13 protein-coding genes are annotated in these 16,421 nt (G+C 44.9%); 9 read left to right on the top strand and 4 right to left on the bottom strand.

Features of this window, described 5'->3' with window-relative positions; translation table 11 throughout:
* Positions 1-70: 70 nt before the first annotated feature.
* Positions 71-4,324: a PAS domain S-box protein gene (locus tag QUA03_RS25910; protein ID WP_333216184.1), complete on the bottom strand. Its 4,254-nt coding sequence runs from the start codon at positions 4,322-4,324 to the stop codon at positions 71-73.
* A gap of 239 nt (positions 4,325-4,563) precedes the next feature.
* Here QUA03_RS25910 and QUA03_RS25905 point away from each other — a divergent pair, with 239 nt between their 5' ends.
* The 3 genes from QUA03_RS25905 to tatC all read left to right on the top strand — a co-directional run bounded on the left by QUA03_RS25905 (position 4,564) and on the right by tatC (position 9,075).
* Complete coding sequence (locus tag QUA03_RS25905; protein ID WP_333216182.1) at positions 4,564-6,744, top strand: EAL domain-containing protein; 2,181 nt, start codon at positions 4,564-4,566, stop codon at positions 6,742-6,744.
* Positions 6,745-7,082: 338 nt separating this feature from the next.
* Positions 7,083-8,027, top strand: coding sequence for an NAD(P)-dependent alcohol dehydrogenase (locus QUA03_RS25900; protein ID WP_333216180.1), 945 nt, complete (start codon positions 7,083-7,085; stop codon positions 8,025-8,027).
* A 202-nt stretch (positions 8,028-8,229) separates the two neighbouring features.
* On the top strand, positions 8,230-9,075 hold the full coding sequence (tatC, locus tag QUA03_RS25895; RefSeq protein WP_333216178.1) for a twin-arginine translocase subunit TatC: 846 nt from the start codon (positions 8,230-8,232) through the stop codon (positions 9,073-9,075).
* A gap of 117 nt (positions 9,076-9,192) precedes the next feature.
* Here the strand turns inward: tatC and QUA03_RS25890 are convergent, their stop codons facing one another.
* Positions 9,193-9,501 carry a carbon dioxide-concentrating mechanism protein CcmK gene (locus QUA03_RS25890; protein WP_333044070.1) on the bottom strand — a complete coding sequence of 103 codons (309 nt, stop codon included), beginning with the start codon at positions 9,499-9,501 and terminating at the stop codon, positions 9,193-9,195.
* Positions 9,502-9,912: 411 nt separating this feature from the next.
* On the bottom strand, positions 9,913-10,230 hold the full coding sequence (locus QUA03_RS25885; protein ID WP_333036983.1) for a DUF3067 family protein: 318 nt from the start codon (positions 10,228-10,230) through the stop codon (positions 9,913-9,915).
* Positions 10,231-10,444: 214 nt separating this feature from the next.
* On the opposite strand from QUA03_RS25885, the gene petC reads away from it, so the two are divergent.
* From petC to QUA03_RS25855, 6 genes are all read left to right on the top strand, one after another.
* On the top strand, positions 10,445-10,987 hold the full coding sequence (petC, locus tag QUA03_RS25880; RefSeq protein ID WP_242717315.1) for a cytochrome b6-f complex iron-sulfur subunit: 543 nt from the start codon (positions 10,445-10,447) through the stop codon (positions 10,985-10,987).
* A gap of 165 nt (positions 10,988-11,152) precedes the next feature.
* Positions 11,153-12,142: a cytochrome f gene (petA, locus tag QUA03_RS25875; RefSeq protein ID WP_333216176.1), complete on the top strand. Its 990-nt coding sequence runs from the start codon at positions 11,153-11,155 to the stop codon at positions 12,140-12,142.
* Between the two features lie 105 nt (positions 12,143-12,247).
* Positions 12,248-13,099 (top strand): alpha/beta fold hydrolase, encoded by an 852-nt coding sequence (locus QUA03_RS25870; protein WP_333216174.1) that lies wholly within the window; start codon positions 12,248-12,250, stop codon positions 13,097-13,099.
* Positions 13,100-13,210: 111 nt separating this feature from the next.
* Positions 13,211-13,654, top strand: coding sequence for a photosystem II protein PsbQ (gene psbQ, locus QUA03_RS25865; protein WP_333216172.1), 444 nt, complete (start codon positions 13,211-13,213; stop codon positions 13,652-13,654).
* A gap of 225 nt (positions 13,655-13,879) precedes the next feature.
* The gene (locus QUA03_RS25860) at positions 13,880-15,007 is read left to right on the top strand and encodes an FAD-dependent oxidoreductase (RefSeq protein ID WP_333216170.1); all 1,128 of its coding nucleotides are present in this window, start codon (positions 13,880-13,882) and stop codon (positions 15,005-15,007) included.
* A 51-nt stretch (positions 15,008-15,058) separates the two neighbouring features.
* Positions 15,059-15,541, top strand: a complete 483-nt coding sequence (locus QUA03_RS25855) for a hypothetical protein (protein WP_333216168.1) — start codon at positions 15,059-15,061, stop codon at positions 15,539-15,541.
* Between the two features lie 195 nt (positions 15,542-15,736).
* Here the strand turns inward: QUA03_RS25855 and QUA03_RS25850 are convergent, their stop codons facing one another.
* Positions 15,737-16,153 (bottom strand): NUDIX hydrolase, encoded by a 417-nt coding sequence (locus QUA03_RS25850; RefSeq protein WP_333216166.1) that lies wholly within the window; start codon positions 16,151-16,153, stop codon positions 15,737-15,739.
* Positions 16,154-16,421 lie beyond the last annotated feature (268 nt).

The raw sequence follows: 16,421 nt of genomic DNA, 5'->3' as shown, positions 1-16,421 counted from the left end.
AGCGGAATGAAGCGAAAGTTTCACGTTCCGTTCTGAAGGAGAGGTAGGGGTGGCAACGCCCCTATCGACTCTAACCTGTGTAGCCGTCCATGATGGGCATTCGCAGATCCATGAAAATCAGGTGTGGCAACCAACTCTCCCACAGTGAGATTGCCTCCACTCCCTGTGTTGCTTCTCTCACCTCAAAGCCAATGGAAGTAAGGATATCGACTAACAAGCGGCGATTTTCTGCTAAATCTTCAACGACAAGAATGCGGTAAGCCGGTTGTCCGGGAGCTAAACTAATTACTCTTTGATTAATTGATTTTGGGGGTAAGGATTCTGCTTGAGGTAACTGTACACGAATCTCAAAGGAAAAAGTGCTACCTCGGTTCAAAGTGCTTTTAACCCGAATCAGACCGCCCATAAGTTTGACGAGTTTTTGACTGATGGCTAAACCAAGCCCACTGCCTTGACTCAAATTATTTCCAGCTTGGGCTTGCACAAATACCTTAAATAAGCTGTCAATTTCTGTGGGCGCAATTCCCACGCCTGTATCCTCAACTTCAAAACATAGGTGACAGGATGTGTTGTCTCTTTGTGCTGCTCTTACCCGTAGGGTGACGCTTCCTTGATTGGTAAACTTAATCGCATTACCGAGCAGATTGACCAAGATTTGATAGAGTTTTTTCTCGTCGCTATGCACAAATTCAGGAATGTCTGGATCTAGCTCGAAAATGAGTTGCAATTCTTTAGATTGGACTTTAACTTGGAACATTTGTTCAATAGAAGTCAGCAAACTTGTGAAAGCAAAGTCAGAAGGATTTAGCGTCATCCGTCCGCTCTCTATTTTGGATAAATCTAAAATATCGTTAATCAAGTCCAATAAATGTCTACCGCTACGATTGACAATCTGTAAATGTTCTTGGAGAGAAGGAGTCAGATTGCTCTCATAGCTCATCAATTGCGTGAATCCCAAAATTGAGTTGAGGGGGGTGCGGAGTTCGTGGCTCATATTGGTGAGGAAGACACTCTTGGCTTGGTTGGCTGCTTCTGCTGCTTCTTTTGCCTGCAGAAGTTCTACCTCAGCTTGTTTGCGATCGCTAATATCAATTAAATATCCCAAGATTTCCACTGGTCTACCTGCACGATCGCGAATTAGCTTGAGTTGTTCGAGTACCCAGCGATAATTCCCATCTGCGTGCAGAAGACGGAATTCCTGAAAATAAAAATCATCGGTGAACAGGTTAGTTATTCCATTAACCACCTGGTCTACTTCATCGGGATGCAGATGATTCATCCAAAATCCAGACTCTTCTAAAAATGCTTTAGTTTCGTAGCCCATTACGTCTTTGATGTTTTCGCTGATGAAGGTTGCGCCATAGTCGCCATCAGCTTTACTGCTAAAAATGACGACGGGACTGTAGTTCAGGAGAAAGTTAAGGCGATTTGTGGTGGATTGTAAGGCTTGCTGAGCAAGTTTTAGCTGCGATACATCCTCCTGAACGGCAACATATACAGTTCCGTATTCAGGATGCTCAAACCTAGATGTATGAACTCTGCACCAAAAGAGTGTGCCATCTTTTTTTTTGTTGTAGACTTCATATTTCGCTTCCCCATCCCGATCGAGTTGAGTCACAATATCTTCAACGGTTTCGTCGGGTGTAACCTGTGTATCGACATAATTTATTACACCAATGGGTTGACCTGCGAGTTCGCCCTCTGTATAGCCAAATATCGCATCAAATTTAGGATTAGTGTAGACCATCGTCAAGTCTGAGGCTTTGACTAAACATACGCCACCTGCCATATTATTCATAATAATGCTTTGCAGTTCTAGCTTGTCTTGAGCTTTTTTTCTGTCCGTAATATCTTGAACGTGAGCAATAAAACTTAGCGCATTTCCCGCCTTATCTCTGATTATTGAGCCATTAAGTAAACCCCAAATAATATGTCCTTGCTTATGGATATAACGCTTTTCTCTTTGAGAGTAACTTTCTATTTTTCCTGTTAATAGAAGATTGACGTTTTTGATGTCCATTTCTAAATCGTCAGGATGGGTAATGCTTTGATACGTTAACCCTAAAAGTTCTGCTTGGGAATAACCCAGAATCTGACATAAAACCGAATTGGCTTTAAGAAAATGCCCATCAAGGGAAAGGATTGCCATCCCGATCGACGCATCTTCAAACGCATGGCGAAACTGCTCTTCACTCTTTTGTAAAGCTGTCTCCATTTGTTGGCGCTCGATATCAGCACGCTTGCGAGCAGTGATGTCGCGTTTAATTACAGAAGCCCCAAGAATTCTGCCTGCTGTGTCCTTCAGAGGTGATATGGTACAATTGATGTCGATAAGCTGTCCATCTTTGCGGACGCGCACAGTTTCATGGTTTTTAATTATTTCTCCTTGTCGAAGCGTGGCGAGAGTTTGCTGTTCTTCGTAGATAAGATGAGGTGGAATTAGAATAGTAATCGATTGTCCTATAATTTCTTCAGCCTTGTAGCCAAAGATTTCTTCTGCTGCATTGTTCCAGCTTAAAATGATGCCGTCTAAGGACTTGCTAATCATTGCCTCACCAGAATGTTCCACAATCGCTGCCATGCGTGCCAGTGATGCTTCTGCTTGCTTGCGGAGGGTAATATCGTTTCCAATGGAGAGAAACCCTGTGATCTTGCCCTCTGGGTCATATAAAGCCGTCACCGAGAGGAGTAATGGAATGCGACTGCCATCTTTGCGGATGTAGGACCATTCGTACTCGTCTGGCATTCCAAGGCGTGCCTTGGCCGCAAAAGTCTCAAATCCTGGTTCGATAGAGATTCCCATCTCAGCAGATAAATCTTCGGCGCGCCGCACGACTTCCTCCTTGTCGTGAAGGATCTCAGGTGTTGCTTTCCCCACAATTTCTTCGGCACTATATCCCAGCAATCTCTCGGCGGCTTGATTAAAGGTAAGAATCGTGCCATCTACGGCGGTGGAAATGATGGTGTAGTTGGTACTATCTAAAATGGCTTTTTGCAGCGTTGTTGTTTGAAGTAATTCTTCCTGGGCTTTTTTGCGATCGCTAATATCGCGCAGAATAACAGTACATACCGTTTCGTCTCCCATTTCCAGCCTAGAAATTGAGGCTTCAGCCGGAAACAGAGTGCCATCTTGACGGCGACCAAAAATCTCACCTCGTTCTGCCATCCTTCGCGCTCTACCAGAAGATTGAGCAAATTGTTGGATATGCTGCTGGTGAGCATTCCTAAACGGCTCTGGCAGCAGTAAGCTTAGGGGTTGCCCTAAAACTTCCTCTGTTTTATAGCCGAAAATCTTTTCCGCCCCTTGATTAAACAGGGTAATCTGTTGAGTGCGATCGACAGAAATAATTGCATCGTTGGCTATTTCTAGAATTCCAGCAAAACGAGCCTGTGATTGTCGTATAGCTTCAGTCCGTTCAGTCACAAGATTTTCTAAAGTTGCATTAAGTTTTTGAAGCTCTACTTGGGTTTGTTGGCGATTGAAATCTATCTGGTTTAGAGATCGAGCCGTCCCCCAAATGAGAATTGAGAACGTGAGAACCATGATGGTTGACCGCAAGGCATAGCCATATTCAGCGTTATACCAGCCTACTTTTTCCCCATGAAGAGTGAACCAGTTCATTACCACTGGAAAGATTACTGCCCAAGGCAGCAACCACCGCAACATCACTCCGCCGACTAGCGGGCTGGTTACTACTTGCATTAATCCTTCGTTGGGTCGGAGCCATAAAATTCCCCCATAGAGGATGAAAAAGCTTAGGATCGTGGATGGTACTTGAGCTGTTGTAACTACGATTAGTTGGGCGAAAATTTTGACCTCAAAGATGTATCCAAATAAAGCTAGCAGAGACATTAAAGCTGCAACACTACTGCAAATCTGAGCCAACCAAGTGTCCCGTTGGGAATTTTTCCCTAGCAGTAATAGTGCTACTCCCATCAGCACAAAATTTAAGGCGGTATTCACTGCCATTCGCCCCGGATCAGGAGTCTCTGAAGACCCGACATCCCGGAAAAGCCACTCATCAATGCCCAGATGCCAACCAAAGAGATACTCGCTCAGCGTCAGCAGCCCGATGATGATGATGATGAATCCTGCCGTCCCTTGAGCGACTCGATAATGCAGTCGGGTTAGTCTTTGGTACTGCAACAATCTCAAAGAAACTCCAGCCAGCAAAAAGCAAATTGCCGTGTTTGCTTTCATGGTCGCAGTCATACCGGGAAAACCACTTTTGAGTAGGGAGATGTCAAATTGCCAACCCAGCAGCACGAGACATCCGATCGCAATGACGAGTAGACTTGCCATGTGAGAAATGTGCTTGTTCATAAATCGGCTGCTTGGGTTGAAACAATCTTCTTATGATGTTAGGCGAACCGAAGAAGGGCAACCACGGGGGGAGTGCCCCTAACCGAACTATTCAGATTTTGTATGGTTGCGCCCCCTTGCCAGCGCCATATCTCCAGGATCGCAGGACTTCTTTGTGGGTAAAGTGACTTTTTTAACCGAATAATTAAACTATACTATTTGTGCATATGTTTATATTCCTCTAGCAGGAAACTAGGGAAATGAGTATGATTGTTGATAGAACTAGCGATAGGGTTAGCGATCTAGCTACAAACTACCGAGGCAATATTTTAATTGTTGACGATCTGCCTGATAACCTACGTCTGCTCAGGGATACTTTGAGCGCACAGGGTTATAAAGTTCGCAGTGCCACGACAGGTGCAATGGCGCTCAGAGCCGCCCAATCTCCATCGACGGAGTTAATTTTACTAGATATTAAGTTGCCCGATCAGGATGGGTATGAAGTTTGCCGAAAATTAAAATTAGATGAGCGCACCGCAGACATTCCCATAATTTTTTTGAGTGCGCTAAATGAAACATTTAATAAGGTGCAAGGGCTGGCAGCGGGAGGGGTAGATTATATTGCTAAGCCATTTCAAGTCGAAGAAGTATTAGCTCGTGTTGAGACCCACCTAACTATCGGAAGGCTGCAACAAAAACTCCAAAAGCAGAATTTACGTCTATTGATAGAAATTGAAGAACGGCAGCGTCTTGAAGAGTCTCTCTTTGCTGAAAAGGAATTGGCTCAAGTGACACTGCAATCAATTGGTGATGGGGTTATCACTACAGATGCCCAAGGTAATGTGAGATATTTCAATCCTATAGCTGAGCGACTGACAGGCTGGAAAATTCATGAGGTTCAAGGCGTTCCTTTCTCTAAATTATTCCTAATTGTTGATCAAGTAACACGAGAGCCAGTAGAGAATCCTATAAACAAGGCTCTATTAGAGGAGCGAATTGTGAACTTAGCTAACAATACTATTCTGATTGCCCATGATGGAACGGAGTACCCCATTGCTGACTCGGCTGCACCAATTCGAGACCGCCAAGGTCAAATTATCGGGGCAGTTATCGTCTTTCATGATGTTACTGAATCGCGCTATCTCACCCGTCAACTCTCTTGGGAAGCCAGTCACGATGCCCTGACGGGGTTAATCAACCGTCGAAGATTTGAGCAGCACCTAGTTGAGGCGATCGCCTCTTGTCAAGATAGCAATCAGCAGCACGCTCTCTGTTATTTAGATTTAGATCAGTTCAAAGTCGTTAACGATACCGTAGGGCATATTGCTGGCGATGAGCTACTGCGCCAAATCACCGCACTTATTCAACAGGGAGTCCGTGCTAGTGATATGCTGGCTCGCTTGGGAGGTGATGAATTTGGTATTTTGCTCTCTCAGTGTTCGCTCTCTGAAGCAGCTCAGATTGCAGAAAAACTCAAAGACTTAGTGCATCAGTTTCGGTTTATTTGGAATAGCAAAACCTTTATCATCGGGGTCAGCATTGGAGTTGTTGCCATTAACCAAACCAGCAAAGATTTGATGCAGGTTCTGGGAGAGGCTGATGCAGCTTGTTATGCCGCCAAAGCGAGAGGCCGCAACTGTGTTCATGTTTATAGCCTAGATGATGAGGAAGTAATTAAACAACGTGGTGAGAGACTGGTGATTTCCCAAATCAGCCGAGCGTTGGGAACCAATCATTTTCGTCTCTACTGCCAAAAGATTGTCTCTATTAGCTCTAACCCATTAGTAGAGCATTATGAGATTTTGCTCAGAATGCTGGACGAAAATGGAGAAGTAGTATCTCCAAATGAGTTTATTCCCGCCGCAGAGCGTTACGGATTGATAACTGAGATCGATTGTTGGGTAATCGAAACTTTTTTCTCTAATTATCACAAATTGCCGGAGAAAGATATTCTTAGTCAAGGCTTGTATACGATCAATCTTTCTGGGGCCAGCATTAGTAACAATCAGTTTCTGAGGTTTTTAATCGAACAATTTTCTCGCTACAAAGTCCCCCCACAAACCATTGGTTTTGAAATCACGGAAACCGCAGCGATCGCAAACTTTGATCAAGCCAGATATTTCATGGGCGAACTCAAAAAGATTGGCTGTTGCTTTGCTTTAGATGATTTTGGCAGTGGGTTGAGTTCTTTTGCTTATCTGATGAATTTACCAGTTGATTATTTAAAGATTGATGGTGCTTTTGTCAAGAATATTAGTCATAATTTGATTTCTCAAGCGCTCGTTGAAGGCTTTAATCGTATTGCCCATGCGATGAATCTTGAAACTATAGCTGAGTTTGTCGAAGACGAGACTATCTTAGAAAAATTGCGGGAGATTGGAGTAGATTATGCTCAGGGTTATGGGATCGCCCGCCCTCTTCCTATTAATTTTAATCTCTAGTCGATCGCACGCTTGCCAGCGAACCCATTGCCTCACGCCTGCGTCCTGTCAATCGATTTTAGATTTTAGATTTTAGATTAAAGAATTGAAGCATTGACCCCACGGATAAATTCGGGGGGCAAGTTTCTCGGATACAGGTTTTTTATTTCTGGGTACTGAGTCTGCTTTCGGAATGAATCCGGGGGCTTGTATCCTGGATGCTTTCGGTCTGGAGGCCTCCAAGAGTCGATCGCCCGCTGCTACAAGTCTAGCTCAATTTACTGTGTCACATTTAGATCGAATGTGCTGTAATTGTAAAGGATTGAGTCTTCTCTTAAAAATAGACCGGGAAATTTGCCATGAAAGCAGTTGCGTTCGATCGTTACGGTTCAGCCGAGGAATTGCAATACCGAGAGTTGTCCAAGCCGATCGCCAAATCCAACGAATTGTTAGTGCGAGTTCGCGCTAGCAGCGTCAATCCCGTAGACTGGAAAATCCGGCAAGGACACCTGCAACTATTAACAGGATTTAACTTTCCTCGAATCGTCGGTTCTGACATATCGGGAGTTGTCGTGGAAGTCGGCCGGGAAGTCACCAAATTTCAACCCGGAGATGAAGTTTATACTTTCTTAAATCCCATCAATGGGGGTGCTTGCGCCGAATACGTGGCCGCGCCAGAATCGGATGCAGCAATTAAACCGAAAAACATCACTCATGCAGAAGCAGCAGCAGTACCGATCGCAGGTTTAACTGCTTTGCAATCGCTCAGGGATTTGGGTCAAATTCAAGCCGGAAATAAAGTATTGATTAACGGCGCTTCCGGCGGAGTCGGCACTTTTGCCGTGCAAGTTGCGAAAGCAATGAATGCGGAAGTAACGGGAGTTTGCAGTGCTAAAAATAGAGAATTGGTGAAGAGTTTAGGAGCCGATTTTGTCCTGGATTACGCAGAAATTGACTTTACTCAACAGACAGATAAATATGATATAATTTTAGATGCTGTCGGGACGAGAACATTTTCTGAATGCGAAAAAGTGCTGCAACCAGAGGGAATTTATATATCGACTTTGCCAAGTTTCGAGAACCTCGCACCGATGTTAACTAGCTGGTTTATCTCGGGTAAAAAAGCTAAATTCATTCTAGCCAATGCCAACCCCAGCGATTTAGGGGCTTTGCGGGAGTTAATAGAATCCGATAAAGTTGAGCAGATTGTCGATCGCACTTACAGCTTACAAGAAGTAGCAGCAGCCCACGCTTACAGCGAAACCGGCCGCGCGATCGGCAAAATTGCGATCGTCATTGAATAATGAAGGCACGACACGGATTTTGACACGGATACACGGATTAATTATCGATCGTTCCTTCTACTGCTGATGTCAGAATAAAGAATGAAGAAGGAAGTCGGAGCAATTATGAAATAACTATTCTCAATTTCCAATTTCAATTAATTACCACTTTCAAATTACCCCTTTCCTCTTCCCAATACCCCTTACCAATTACCCATTCCCTATGACTGCTCCCTCAAACTTGGAGACGCCCGAACAAGGTTCCGACCAAAACCTCGAAGCAATTAGCTCCGAAAACAGCATTGCACCAATCGCCGGCGGTGCGATGGGTTCTCGCAACTTAGAAAACGAATTTCTCGACGAACTTCCTGACGAAGTTGAAATGTCTTTATTCGATCATTTAGAAGAATTGCGGCAGCGACTTTTCTACTCGCTAATTGCAGTAGTAATCGCTGTAATCGGTTGCTTTTTCACAGTTAAACCCATCGTGCAACTGCTAGAAGTACCGGCAGGGCCCGTCAAGTTTCTGCAACTAGCTCCGGGGGAGTATTTCTTTGTTTCTATCGAAGTAGCCGGATACAGCGGTTTGCTCATCGCCACTCCGTTTATTTTTTACCAGATAGCGCTGTTTGTTCTCCCCGGCTTGACTCGGAAAGAACGCAGGTTGCTGGGGCCTGTGTTTTTAGGTTCGAGTTTCCTATTTTTGGGCGGTTTAGTATTTGCTTACATCGCTCTGATTCCGGCGGCGCTGAATTTCTTTGTTACCTATGGGGCCGATGTTGTAGAGCAGTTGTGGTCGATCGACAAATACTTTAAATTTGTACTGTTGTTAATGTTCAGCACTGGCTTAGCTTTTCAAATCCCGATCGTCCAAGTATTGCTCGGCGTTTTGGGCATAGTTTCTTCCAACCAAATGCTTTCCGGCTGGCGCTATGTAGTCTTGGGAGCGGCAGTTTTGGGAGCGGTTTTAACGCCTTCTACTGACCCTTTAACGCAAAGTCTTTTAGGAGGTGCGGTGCTAAGCTTGTATTTTGGCGGGGTTGGTTTGGTAAAGCTTTTAGGGCGCTAAAAACTCCACAGAAAGATCGATCGACTTGCCGACAAAAAAATATAGAGACGCGATCGCCCGCGCCTCTATAATTACTAAAAGTTAAAATTCCACACCAAAGTTTTGTCAAAACTTTGACTACATTCGGAACTGTTCTACTTCGGGAGTGTAGCCGATCGGCAAAATGTAATCCAGATTCTCGTGGGGACGAGCAATTATGTGATACGATAGCAACTTTCCGCCATCGACCTTTTTAACTGATTCAATTCCAGCAGCAACGGCTGCTTGCACTTCAGAAACATCTCCTCGCACTATAATTGTCCAGTAGGCGCGGGTTATTTTCTCATAGCGAACTAAAGTAACACGGGCTGCTTTCACCATTGAGTCCGCAACTTCTACTGCAGCGGGAAATCCTAAGACTTCAACCATTCCCAGTGCAACACCCATTACAACATTCTCCTAAATTTCACAAGATATCTGACACTCATTGTATGTGAAATTGTTGACAGAAATTGCTTCGGATGATTTTGGTAAGCTAGAAGTCCGATCGCCCAAAATTTAAAAAGCCCCTAAAAAGCCCCAGAAACTGTTGCGGTATTTAAATCCCACAGTTGCGGGCGCGCAGCAAAGCCCGCCACACAAGACTTTGAATCAAAACAACTGTGCAAATTAGATGCGCCACAGCTTAGTTTCTCACCAGCAGGAAGTCGTATGACAAGCTCGCCGATCGATTTTCGGGACTTTGGGCTCAACTAATCCAGCCGCGGCGCGACACAAAACTTTAGGGAACTCCCCCAGATCCCGGCTGTAGAGTCAATCTAAAATCTAAAATCTAAAATCTAAAATCGACTGAGTGATTCAAAACTCGTCTAGCAACCACTCGGAGGCTCTTTCACCCAAATCTAGAGGAACGCTGACAGCTTTGCCCAAACGCGGGCGATCGCGAGTAGTTACGATGTATTCTCTCACCTGTTCAGTGCTTCCCCAGCCGTTGAGGTAATTGGCCACCGCATCCAAATGCTCGAAATAATCAGCCTCCGTCATCGGAAAAGATGCCTGTTCTAGATATTTCCACATAACTTGTACAAAAATCTTGCCCCGCGTTCGCCGCAATCTGATATCGTAAGACTTTCCCCATTTTTCTAGCAGTAGCTGGTGTAAATCCTGGCCCGTCATGGTTGCTCCTGAGTTAATCCATTAAACAATAAAAGACAAAGTTCAAAAAATGTAATAATACTCTAATAAAGGCTGGAAGGCGCATTCTTAAAAGGAATTTTCGCGGCCTAAAATTTGTGCGAGCAGATTAACGGCAATTATCCTCCTTTCTCTGCACGTACAAGTTCGCTAACAGCTAACAAACAAACGTAACTTAAAACCGTAAAGGCAGGTCATGGCTCAATCTTCTGCTGGAAATCCCGATGTCCCCGATATGGGGCGTCGCCAATTTATGAATTTGCTGACGTTCGGTACAGTCACAGGTGTGGCACTGGGCGCACTCTATCCCGTTGTCCAATATTTTGTTCCTCCGTCGAGTGGGGCAGTTGGGGGCGGAGTGACAGCTAAAGATGCTTTGGGTAACGACATCATCGTTAGCGAATATTTGGCTTCGCACCCTGCGGGCGATCGCAGCTTAGCCCAAGGTCTCAAAGGCGACCCCACCTATGTTGTGGTCAAAGAAGACCAATCTATAGCCGACTACGGTATCAATGCAGTCTGCACTCACTTGGGTTGCGTCGTGCCTTGGAATGTTAGCGAAAACAAGTTTATCTGTCCTTGCCACGGTTCTCAATACAATAATGAGGGCAAAGTGGTGCGCGGCCCCGCGCCTTTGTCTCTGGCCCTGGCCCACGCCACTGTCGCAGATGACAAGATCGCTTTTACAACTTGGACAGAAACAGATTTCCGCACCGGCGAAGCACCTTGGTGGTCTTAAACTATTTTGGATTTTAGATTTGAGATTTTAGATATGGGGTGAATGGTGAAAACCACAGATAATTGCATCCCTAAAGCAGTCTAATAATCCAAAGTCCAAAGTCCAAAATCCAAAATCCAAAATCCAAAATCCAAAATTGTCTGACCTTTGAGATTGAATACTCTAATGCCACAAACTAATTTATCTGCGATATTTCGCCGCAGTGCCAGGACGATCGCGAAAACAGCCTTAATTGCGATCGTAGCCGCAGGGTTTTTCCTTACCAGCGACATCGCACTTCCCCAAGCAGCATTTGCTTACCCTTTCTGGGCTCAGCAAACAGCACCCGCTACTCCCCGCGAAGCAACAGGCCGCATTGTTTGCGCTAACTGTCACCTCGGTGCAAAAGTGACTGAAGTTGAAGTGCCGCAATCGGTTTTGCCTGACACAGTGTTTGAAGCTATTGTCAAGATTCCCTACGATACTAGCGTGCAACAAGTTGTCGGCGACGGCAGCAAAGGTGGCTTGAATGTCGGCGCAGTTGTGATGTTGCCCGAAGGTTTCAAGATTGCTCCCGCTGACAGAATTCCCGAAGAAATGAAGGAAAAAGTCGGCGATCTTTACTTCCAACCTTACAGCGAAACCCAAGAAAATATTCTTTTAGTGGGCCCGGTGCCGGGAGAACAGTACAAAGAATTGGTATTCCCAGTTTTGTCGCCGAATCCAGAAACTGACAAGTCGGTTCACTACGGCAAATACCAAATTTATGTTGGCGGCAACCGCGGTCGCGGTCAGGTTTATCCTACTGGCGAAAAGAGCAATAATACTGTTTACAATGCTTCGGTAGCTGGCAGCATTTCTAAGATTGCTCAACCGGAAGCTGGCGGTTATGAAGTGACAATTCAACCTGCTGAAGGTGCAGCCGTTGTTGATACGATTCCCGCAGGCCCAGAACTGATTGTTACTGAAGGACAAACAGTTGCAGCAGGTGAACTTTTGACGAACAATCCTAATGTGGGTGGCTTCGGTCAAAAAGACGTGGAGATTGTGCTGCAAAGTGCAGGTCGAGTTAAAGGATTGATGGCTTTCGTGGCTATAACCATGCTGGCTCAAATCATGCTGGTTCTCAAGAAGAAACAGGTCGAAAAAGTTCAAGCTGCTGAAATGAATTTCTAAACGCGGCTGTAATTAGTTGGGTAAGGTACTATGTGTGCACCCAACTATTAGGTAAGTAGGGCGGGTATTCCCCGCCTTATTCTTTGATAAATAACAAGTAAAATAATGTTAATTGATGAGAAGATAGTTGAAGTAGGCCCGCTGCAATGGTTTTATCGGGAAACAAATCCGGTTAACGAAACTGGTAAACCGCCCGTACTGCTGCTGCACGGTTTGCCGTCTCAGAGTTTTACCTGGACTGTAATGATGCCGGATTTGGCTGCACAGGGATTTAGATCGATCGCCCCAGATTGGGTGGGCTACGGGCGATCGACAAAACCAGACAAGCGCGACTTTGCCTACACTCCCGATGCTTTTGTTGACGCCCTTGCTGGCTTTATTCAAGCTATAGAATTAGACCGATTTTACCTCGTTGTCCAAGGATTTTTAGCTTCAGCCGGCATTCAATACGCTTTACGCAATCCCGATAAAATTGAGCGTCTAGCCATCATAAATACACCAGTTTCAGCAGATATAAAATTGCCTTGGAAAATGCAGCAGTTGGGGCTGCCTTTTATTGGCGACATGATGACGCAAGACCCGCTTTTGGTTGACAGAACTCTCGAAGGTGGCAGCCGCCAGACAATATCAGACAAGGATTTAGATGTTTACCGCCGCCCGTTTTTGAAGAGTTCGGATGCAGGTCGATCGCTGATGAATACAGTCCGCAATATTCAATTGCCGCAGTCAATGGCCGAAATTGAATCCGGCTTGAAAGGATGGACTCGACCAACTTTATTTGTATGGGGTTTGACAGATCCTTGGCTGAGTGTTGAACCTGTTCAAAAGCTAGTCGGTTCCCTGCAAAATGCAGAGTTAGTCACACTGGAACAAGCGGGGCATTATCCTCAAGAACATTGGTCAGAAAAAGTTGGCGATGCTGTGATAACTTTTCTGCGCCGCCAGGAGGTAAAATAATACTTTGTACATAACTCTCGGTGCTAGGTCAGTGAACCAGCTCCTCGCCGAGCTGCATTTCCAGGCAGAGCCTGAGAACGAGAAATCTAAAATCTAAAATCTTAAATCAATATGACTCGTCCCCGTTCAATTTTTGCCTTGATGATGGCGTTTTTGATGGCATTTCTGGTTAGTTGTAGCAGTGTGGAAGCAAAAGTTCCAACGACTTACACAGCAGCTCAGACCCAGCAAATTCAGCGCTATGTTCCTACTCTGACAGAGTTCCGATCGCGCATGGATAAACTGGGAAACCTAATTCAAAAACGGAATTGGATTGATACCAGAACTTACATTCACGGGCCTCTAGGCGACTTGCGGAATGTAATGAAAACCGTTTCTGCGAGTTTGTTGCCTAGTTCTCAACAACAAGCTGTTGATTTAACTAAGAGTTTGTTTACCAATTTGGTTAACATTGATCTGGCTGCTAAAGAGCTTGACTATGCAAAAGTCACGGCCAGCTATCAAAAAGCTGTCAATGATTTTGATACTTTCTTGCAGCTAATTCCTAAAGCTTAATTAGCTTTAACTCACATCTGGCATCCAGGACAGGCAAGATGCCTGTTCCACAAAGAAAGAATCAGTTTTCTTGTGGGGCGTATCATTGTCAAAAACAGGCAAGATGCCTGTTCCACAAAGAAAGAATTAGTTTTCTTGTGGGGCGGGCATCTTGCCCGTCCAAAAAAGGTTTATATGGACAAAACCTAGGAAACTGTTAATCTAAAATCTAAAATCTAAAATTGAATGGTTCGTGTTGCAATTATTGGTTGTGGTATTGTTGGGGCTTCGATCGCCTTTGAACTAAGTCAATTTCCCGAACTGAAAGTTACTGTGTTCGACAAACAGCCGCCGGCACAAGGTTCTACTGGCGCTGCACTCGGTGTCTTGATGGGAGTTATCAGCCACAAAACTAAGGGCAGAAATTGGCAGTTGAGGGAAACCAGCCTTCAGCGCTACGAAACTTTGATTCCTGAATTGGAAGCAGTTACGGGGCGAAAAATTCCTTTTAACAAAGAAGGAATTTTAATGCTTTGTTCGGAGGGAGAGGATTTAAGTAAGTGGGAAAAATTGATAGCCACTCGCGAGTCTCAAGGTTGGCAATTGGGACTTTGGGATCGGGAACGAGTGCGATCTCGCTGCCCTCATCTCTCTTTAAACGATCAGATTATTGCTGCGATTTATTCCCCTCAAGATCGGCAAGTCGATCCGACGGCGCTAACTTTGGCTTTGGTTGATGCTGCTAAACTCAAAGGAGTTAATTTTGAGTTTGGAGTGGAAGTTCAAGGCATTACTGAGTTGGATTCTCAGGTGTCTGAGATTCAACTCGCATCTTCCATTGCTGTCAATAATTCTTGTGGAACAGGCATCTTGCCTGTTATTGAAAATTTCGATCGACTAATTGTGGCGGCTGGTTTGGGTTCTGCTGCTGTGACTGCATCGTTAAATCAGTTGGTTGACATTCGCCCGGTGTTGGGACAAGCGCTGCATTTGCGATCGCCCAATCCTGTAGGAAACCCAGATTTTAGCCCGGTAATTACTTGCGATGACGTTCACATTGTGCCTTTGGGAAATCAGGAATTTTGGGTGGGGGCGACAGTGGAGTTTTCCGAAAATGGCGGGGAAATTCAGGCGAATGCTGATATCTTGGCGCAAGTGATGGCAAGGGCGATCGCACTTTGTCCCGCCTTAGCATTCGCCTCAATCATCAGGAAATGGTCAGGATTGCGCCCGCGGCCGGAAGGGCGACCGGCCCCAATTATCGAGACGCTTCCCGGTAACGATCGCGTTCTCATCGCCAGCGGCCACTATCGCAACGGTGTTCTGCTGGCCCCTGCAACAGCGCGATCGATTCGAGAAATGATTTTGCAATAATTAACAAATGTTAATACAATCAAGATAGCCATTCATATCTTACATCTAAATATGTCCGACAAACCTTTAGGTAAACCCCGCTCTTTGTGGCGAGTAATTTTCCTGTCTGCAGTCAGTTTACTGCTATATTACGGATGGTACAAATGGATTATTCAAGAAGAATTGCGTCGCTATAACGGCATCGGTTGGTCGGGAACCCTTTGCTTGCTTCCCTTTGTTTTAGGAGTAGCCGTCCCCCAAGCTTTGCGAATATTCGACCCTGACGTTCCCGGATGGTTTGGTTGGTTTTCCTTGCTGGGTATTGCTTGGATTTACATCGTGCAGTTCAAACTTTACAACACAGTTAATGAATTGTACCGCCAAGAAGGAATCAAAAAACCGCTAACAGTTTGGTGGCTTTTTGTACCAGGTTTAAATTTAGTTGTCGGCTTGCGGCAAATTCACTTTTTGAGCCAGTTTTGGGCGAGAAAACAGGGAATTGAAGTTAAGGATAACTTAGCCGAAAGCATTCCTTTTCTGTCAGCTAACGCTTAAGGGGAAACTTTTTACACTGCCATCATTTTGTAGGGTGCGTCAGTAATCATAGCTCGATTTTCCAATACTTTAGCTGACGGACGCACCCTACAAGTTTATACTAAGACCAAAAAGTGGTTGGACGCGCGAAGAATTATGGCGCTAAGATGCGCCTCGGCGCACCTTAGATAATTAGGTTCTGCATCCATGACTAAATTACCAGAACCTATTAGGTAAATCCGCCAAAATAAGTTTCAGTTCCGGTTCATTAACCCGCTTAATTGCTTTAGGAATACTTACCCACTGCCGCTTTCTCTTGGTAGCTTCGGGCCAAATTTCCAGAACTGCTTGCACTTGCATTAAAAATACTCCTACCAGCCAAGTACAGCCGGACTTTTGATACTCGTAAGTTCCTAGCAAATCCGGGAAAACTTTACCCAACAAACCTGCTTCTTCCCAAGCTTCCTTGGCGGCGGAATCTTGGGGAGTCATGTCAGGTTCAATTAATCCTTTGGGAATCACCCAGCGCTTGCTAGCCGAAGAAGTAATCAGCATTACTTCAATTTCTCCGTCTTGAATACGATAGGGAATTACCCCCGATTGCTCTATCAATACAGCGGTTCTTATACTCATGATTGGTGCAATATTTCTGGGTGAAAAAGCTACTGCAACTTCATCAACAGTTGACAACTCAAAAATAAAAATTGCATCCACATTCTAGATAATTCCCCAGTTGAGACAACAAAGTGGAGAATAAAGATATTTGGTTTTTCCCCTCTGTGGAAAATAGGAAATTCCCATGCACTCCCACTGAACAATTATATTACAGCACTTTGCGTGACTAAGAGGTACAGTAACAGCAGTGAGCAAAATAATTTTCGATTTGCTTAGTTGAACATAA

Source organism: Microcoleus sp. S36b_A4, from assembly GCF_036700645.1.
Taxonomy (GTDB): domain Bacteria; phylum Cyanobacteriota; class Cyanobacteriia; order Cyanobacteriales; family Microcoleaceae; genus Microcoleus.
This window is presented reverse-complemented; position numbering and strand designations above follow the sequence as displayed.

Coding starts and splice junctions, on each gene's coding strand:
- QUA03_RS25900 (WP_333216180.1), top strand. CDS start 7,083: ATGAAAGCAGTTGCGTTCGATCGTTACGGTTCAGCCGAGGAATTGCAA.
- tatC (WP_333216178.1), top strand. CDS start 8,230: ATGACTGCTCCCTCAAACTTGGAGACGCCCGAACAAGGTTCCGACCAA.
- petA (WP_333216176.1), top strand. CDS start 11,153: ATGCCACAAACTAATTTATCTGCGATATTTCGCCGCAGTGCCAGGACG.
- QUA03_RS25890 (WP_333044070.1), bottom strand. CDS start 9,501: ATGGGTGTTGCACTGGGAATGGTTGAAGTCTTAGGATTTCCCGCTGCA.
- QUA03_RS25860 (WP_333216170.1), top strand. CDS start 13,880: ATGGTTCGTGTTGCAATTATTGGTTGTGGTATTGTTGGGGCTTCGATC.
- QUA03_RS25870 (WP_333216174.1), top strand. CDS start 12,248: ATGTTAATTGATGAGAAGATAGTTGAAGTAGGCCCGCTGCAATGGTTT.
- QUA03_RS25905 (WP_333216182.1), top strand. CDS start 4,564: ATGAGTATGATTGTTGATAGAACTAGCGATAGGGTTAGCGATCTAGCT.
- QUA03_RS25910 (WP_333216184.1), bottom strand. CDS start 4,324: ATGAACAAGCACATTTCTCACATGGCAAGTCTACTCGTCATTGCGATC.
- petC (WP_242717315.1), top strand. CDS start 10,445: ATGGCTCAATCTTCTGCTGGAAATCCCGATGTCCCCGATATGGGGCGT.
- QUA03_RS25855 (WP_333216168.1), top strand. CDS start 15,059: ATGTCCGACAAACCTTTAGGTAAACCCCGCTCTTTGTGGCGAGTAATT.
- QUA03_RS25885 (WP_333036983.1), bottom strand. CDS start 10,230: ATGACGGGCCAGGATTTACACCAGCTACTGCTAGAAAAATGGGGAAAG.
- psbQ (WP_333216172.1), top strand. CDS start 13,211: ATGACTCGTCCCCGTTCAATTTTTGCCTTGATGATGGCGTTTTTGATG.
- QUA03_RS25850 (WP_333216166.1), bottom strand. CDS start 16,153: ATGAGTATAAGAACCGCTGTATTGATAGAGCAATCGGGGGTAATTCCC.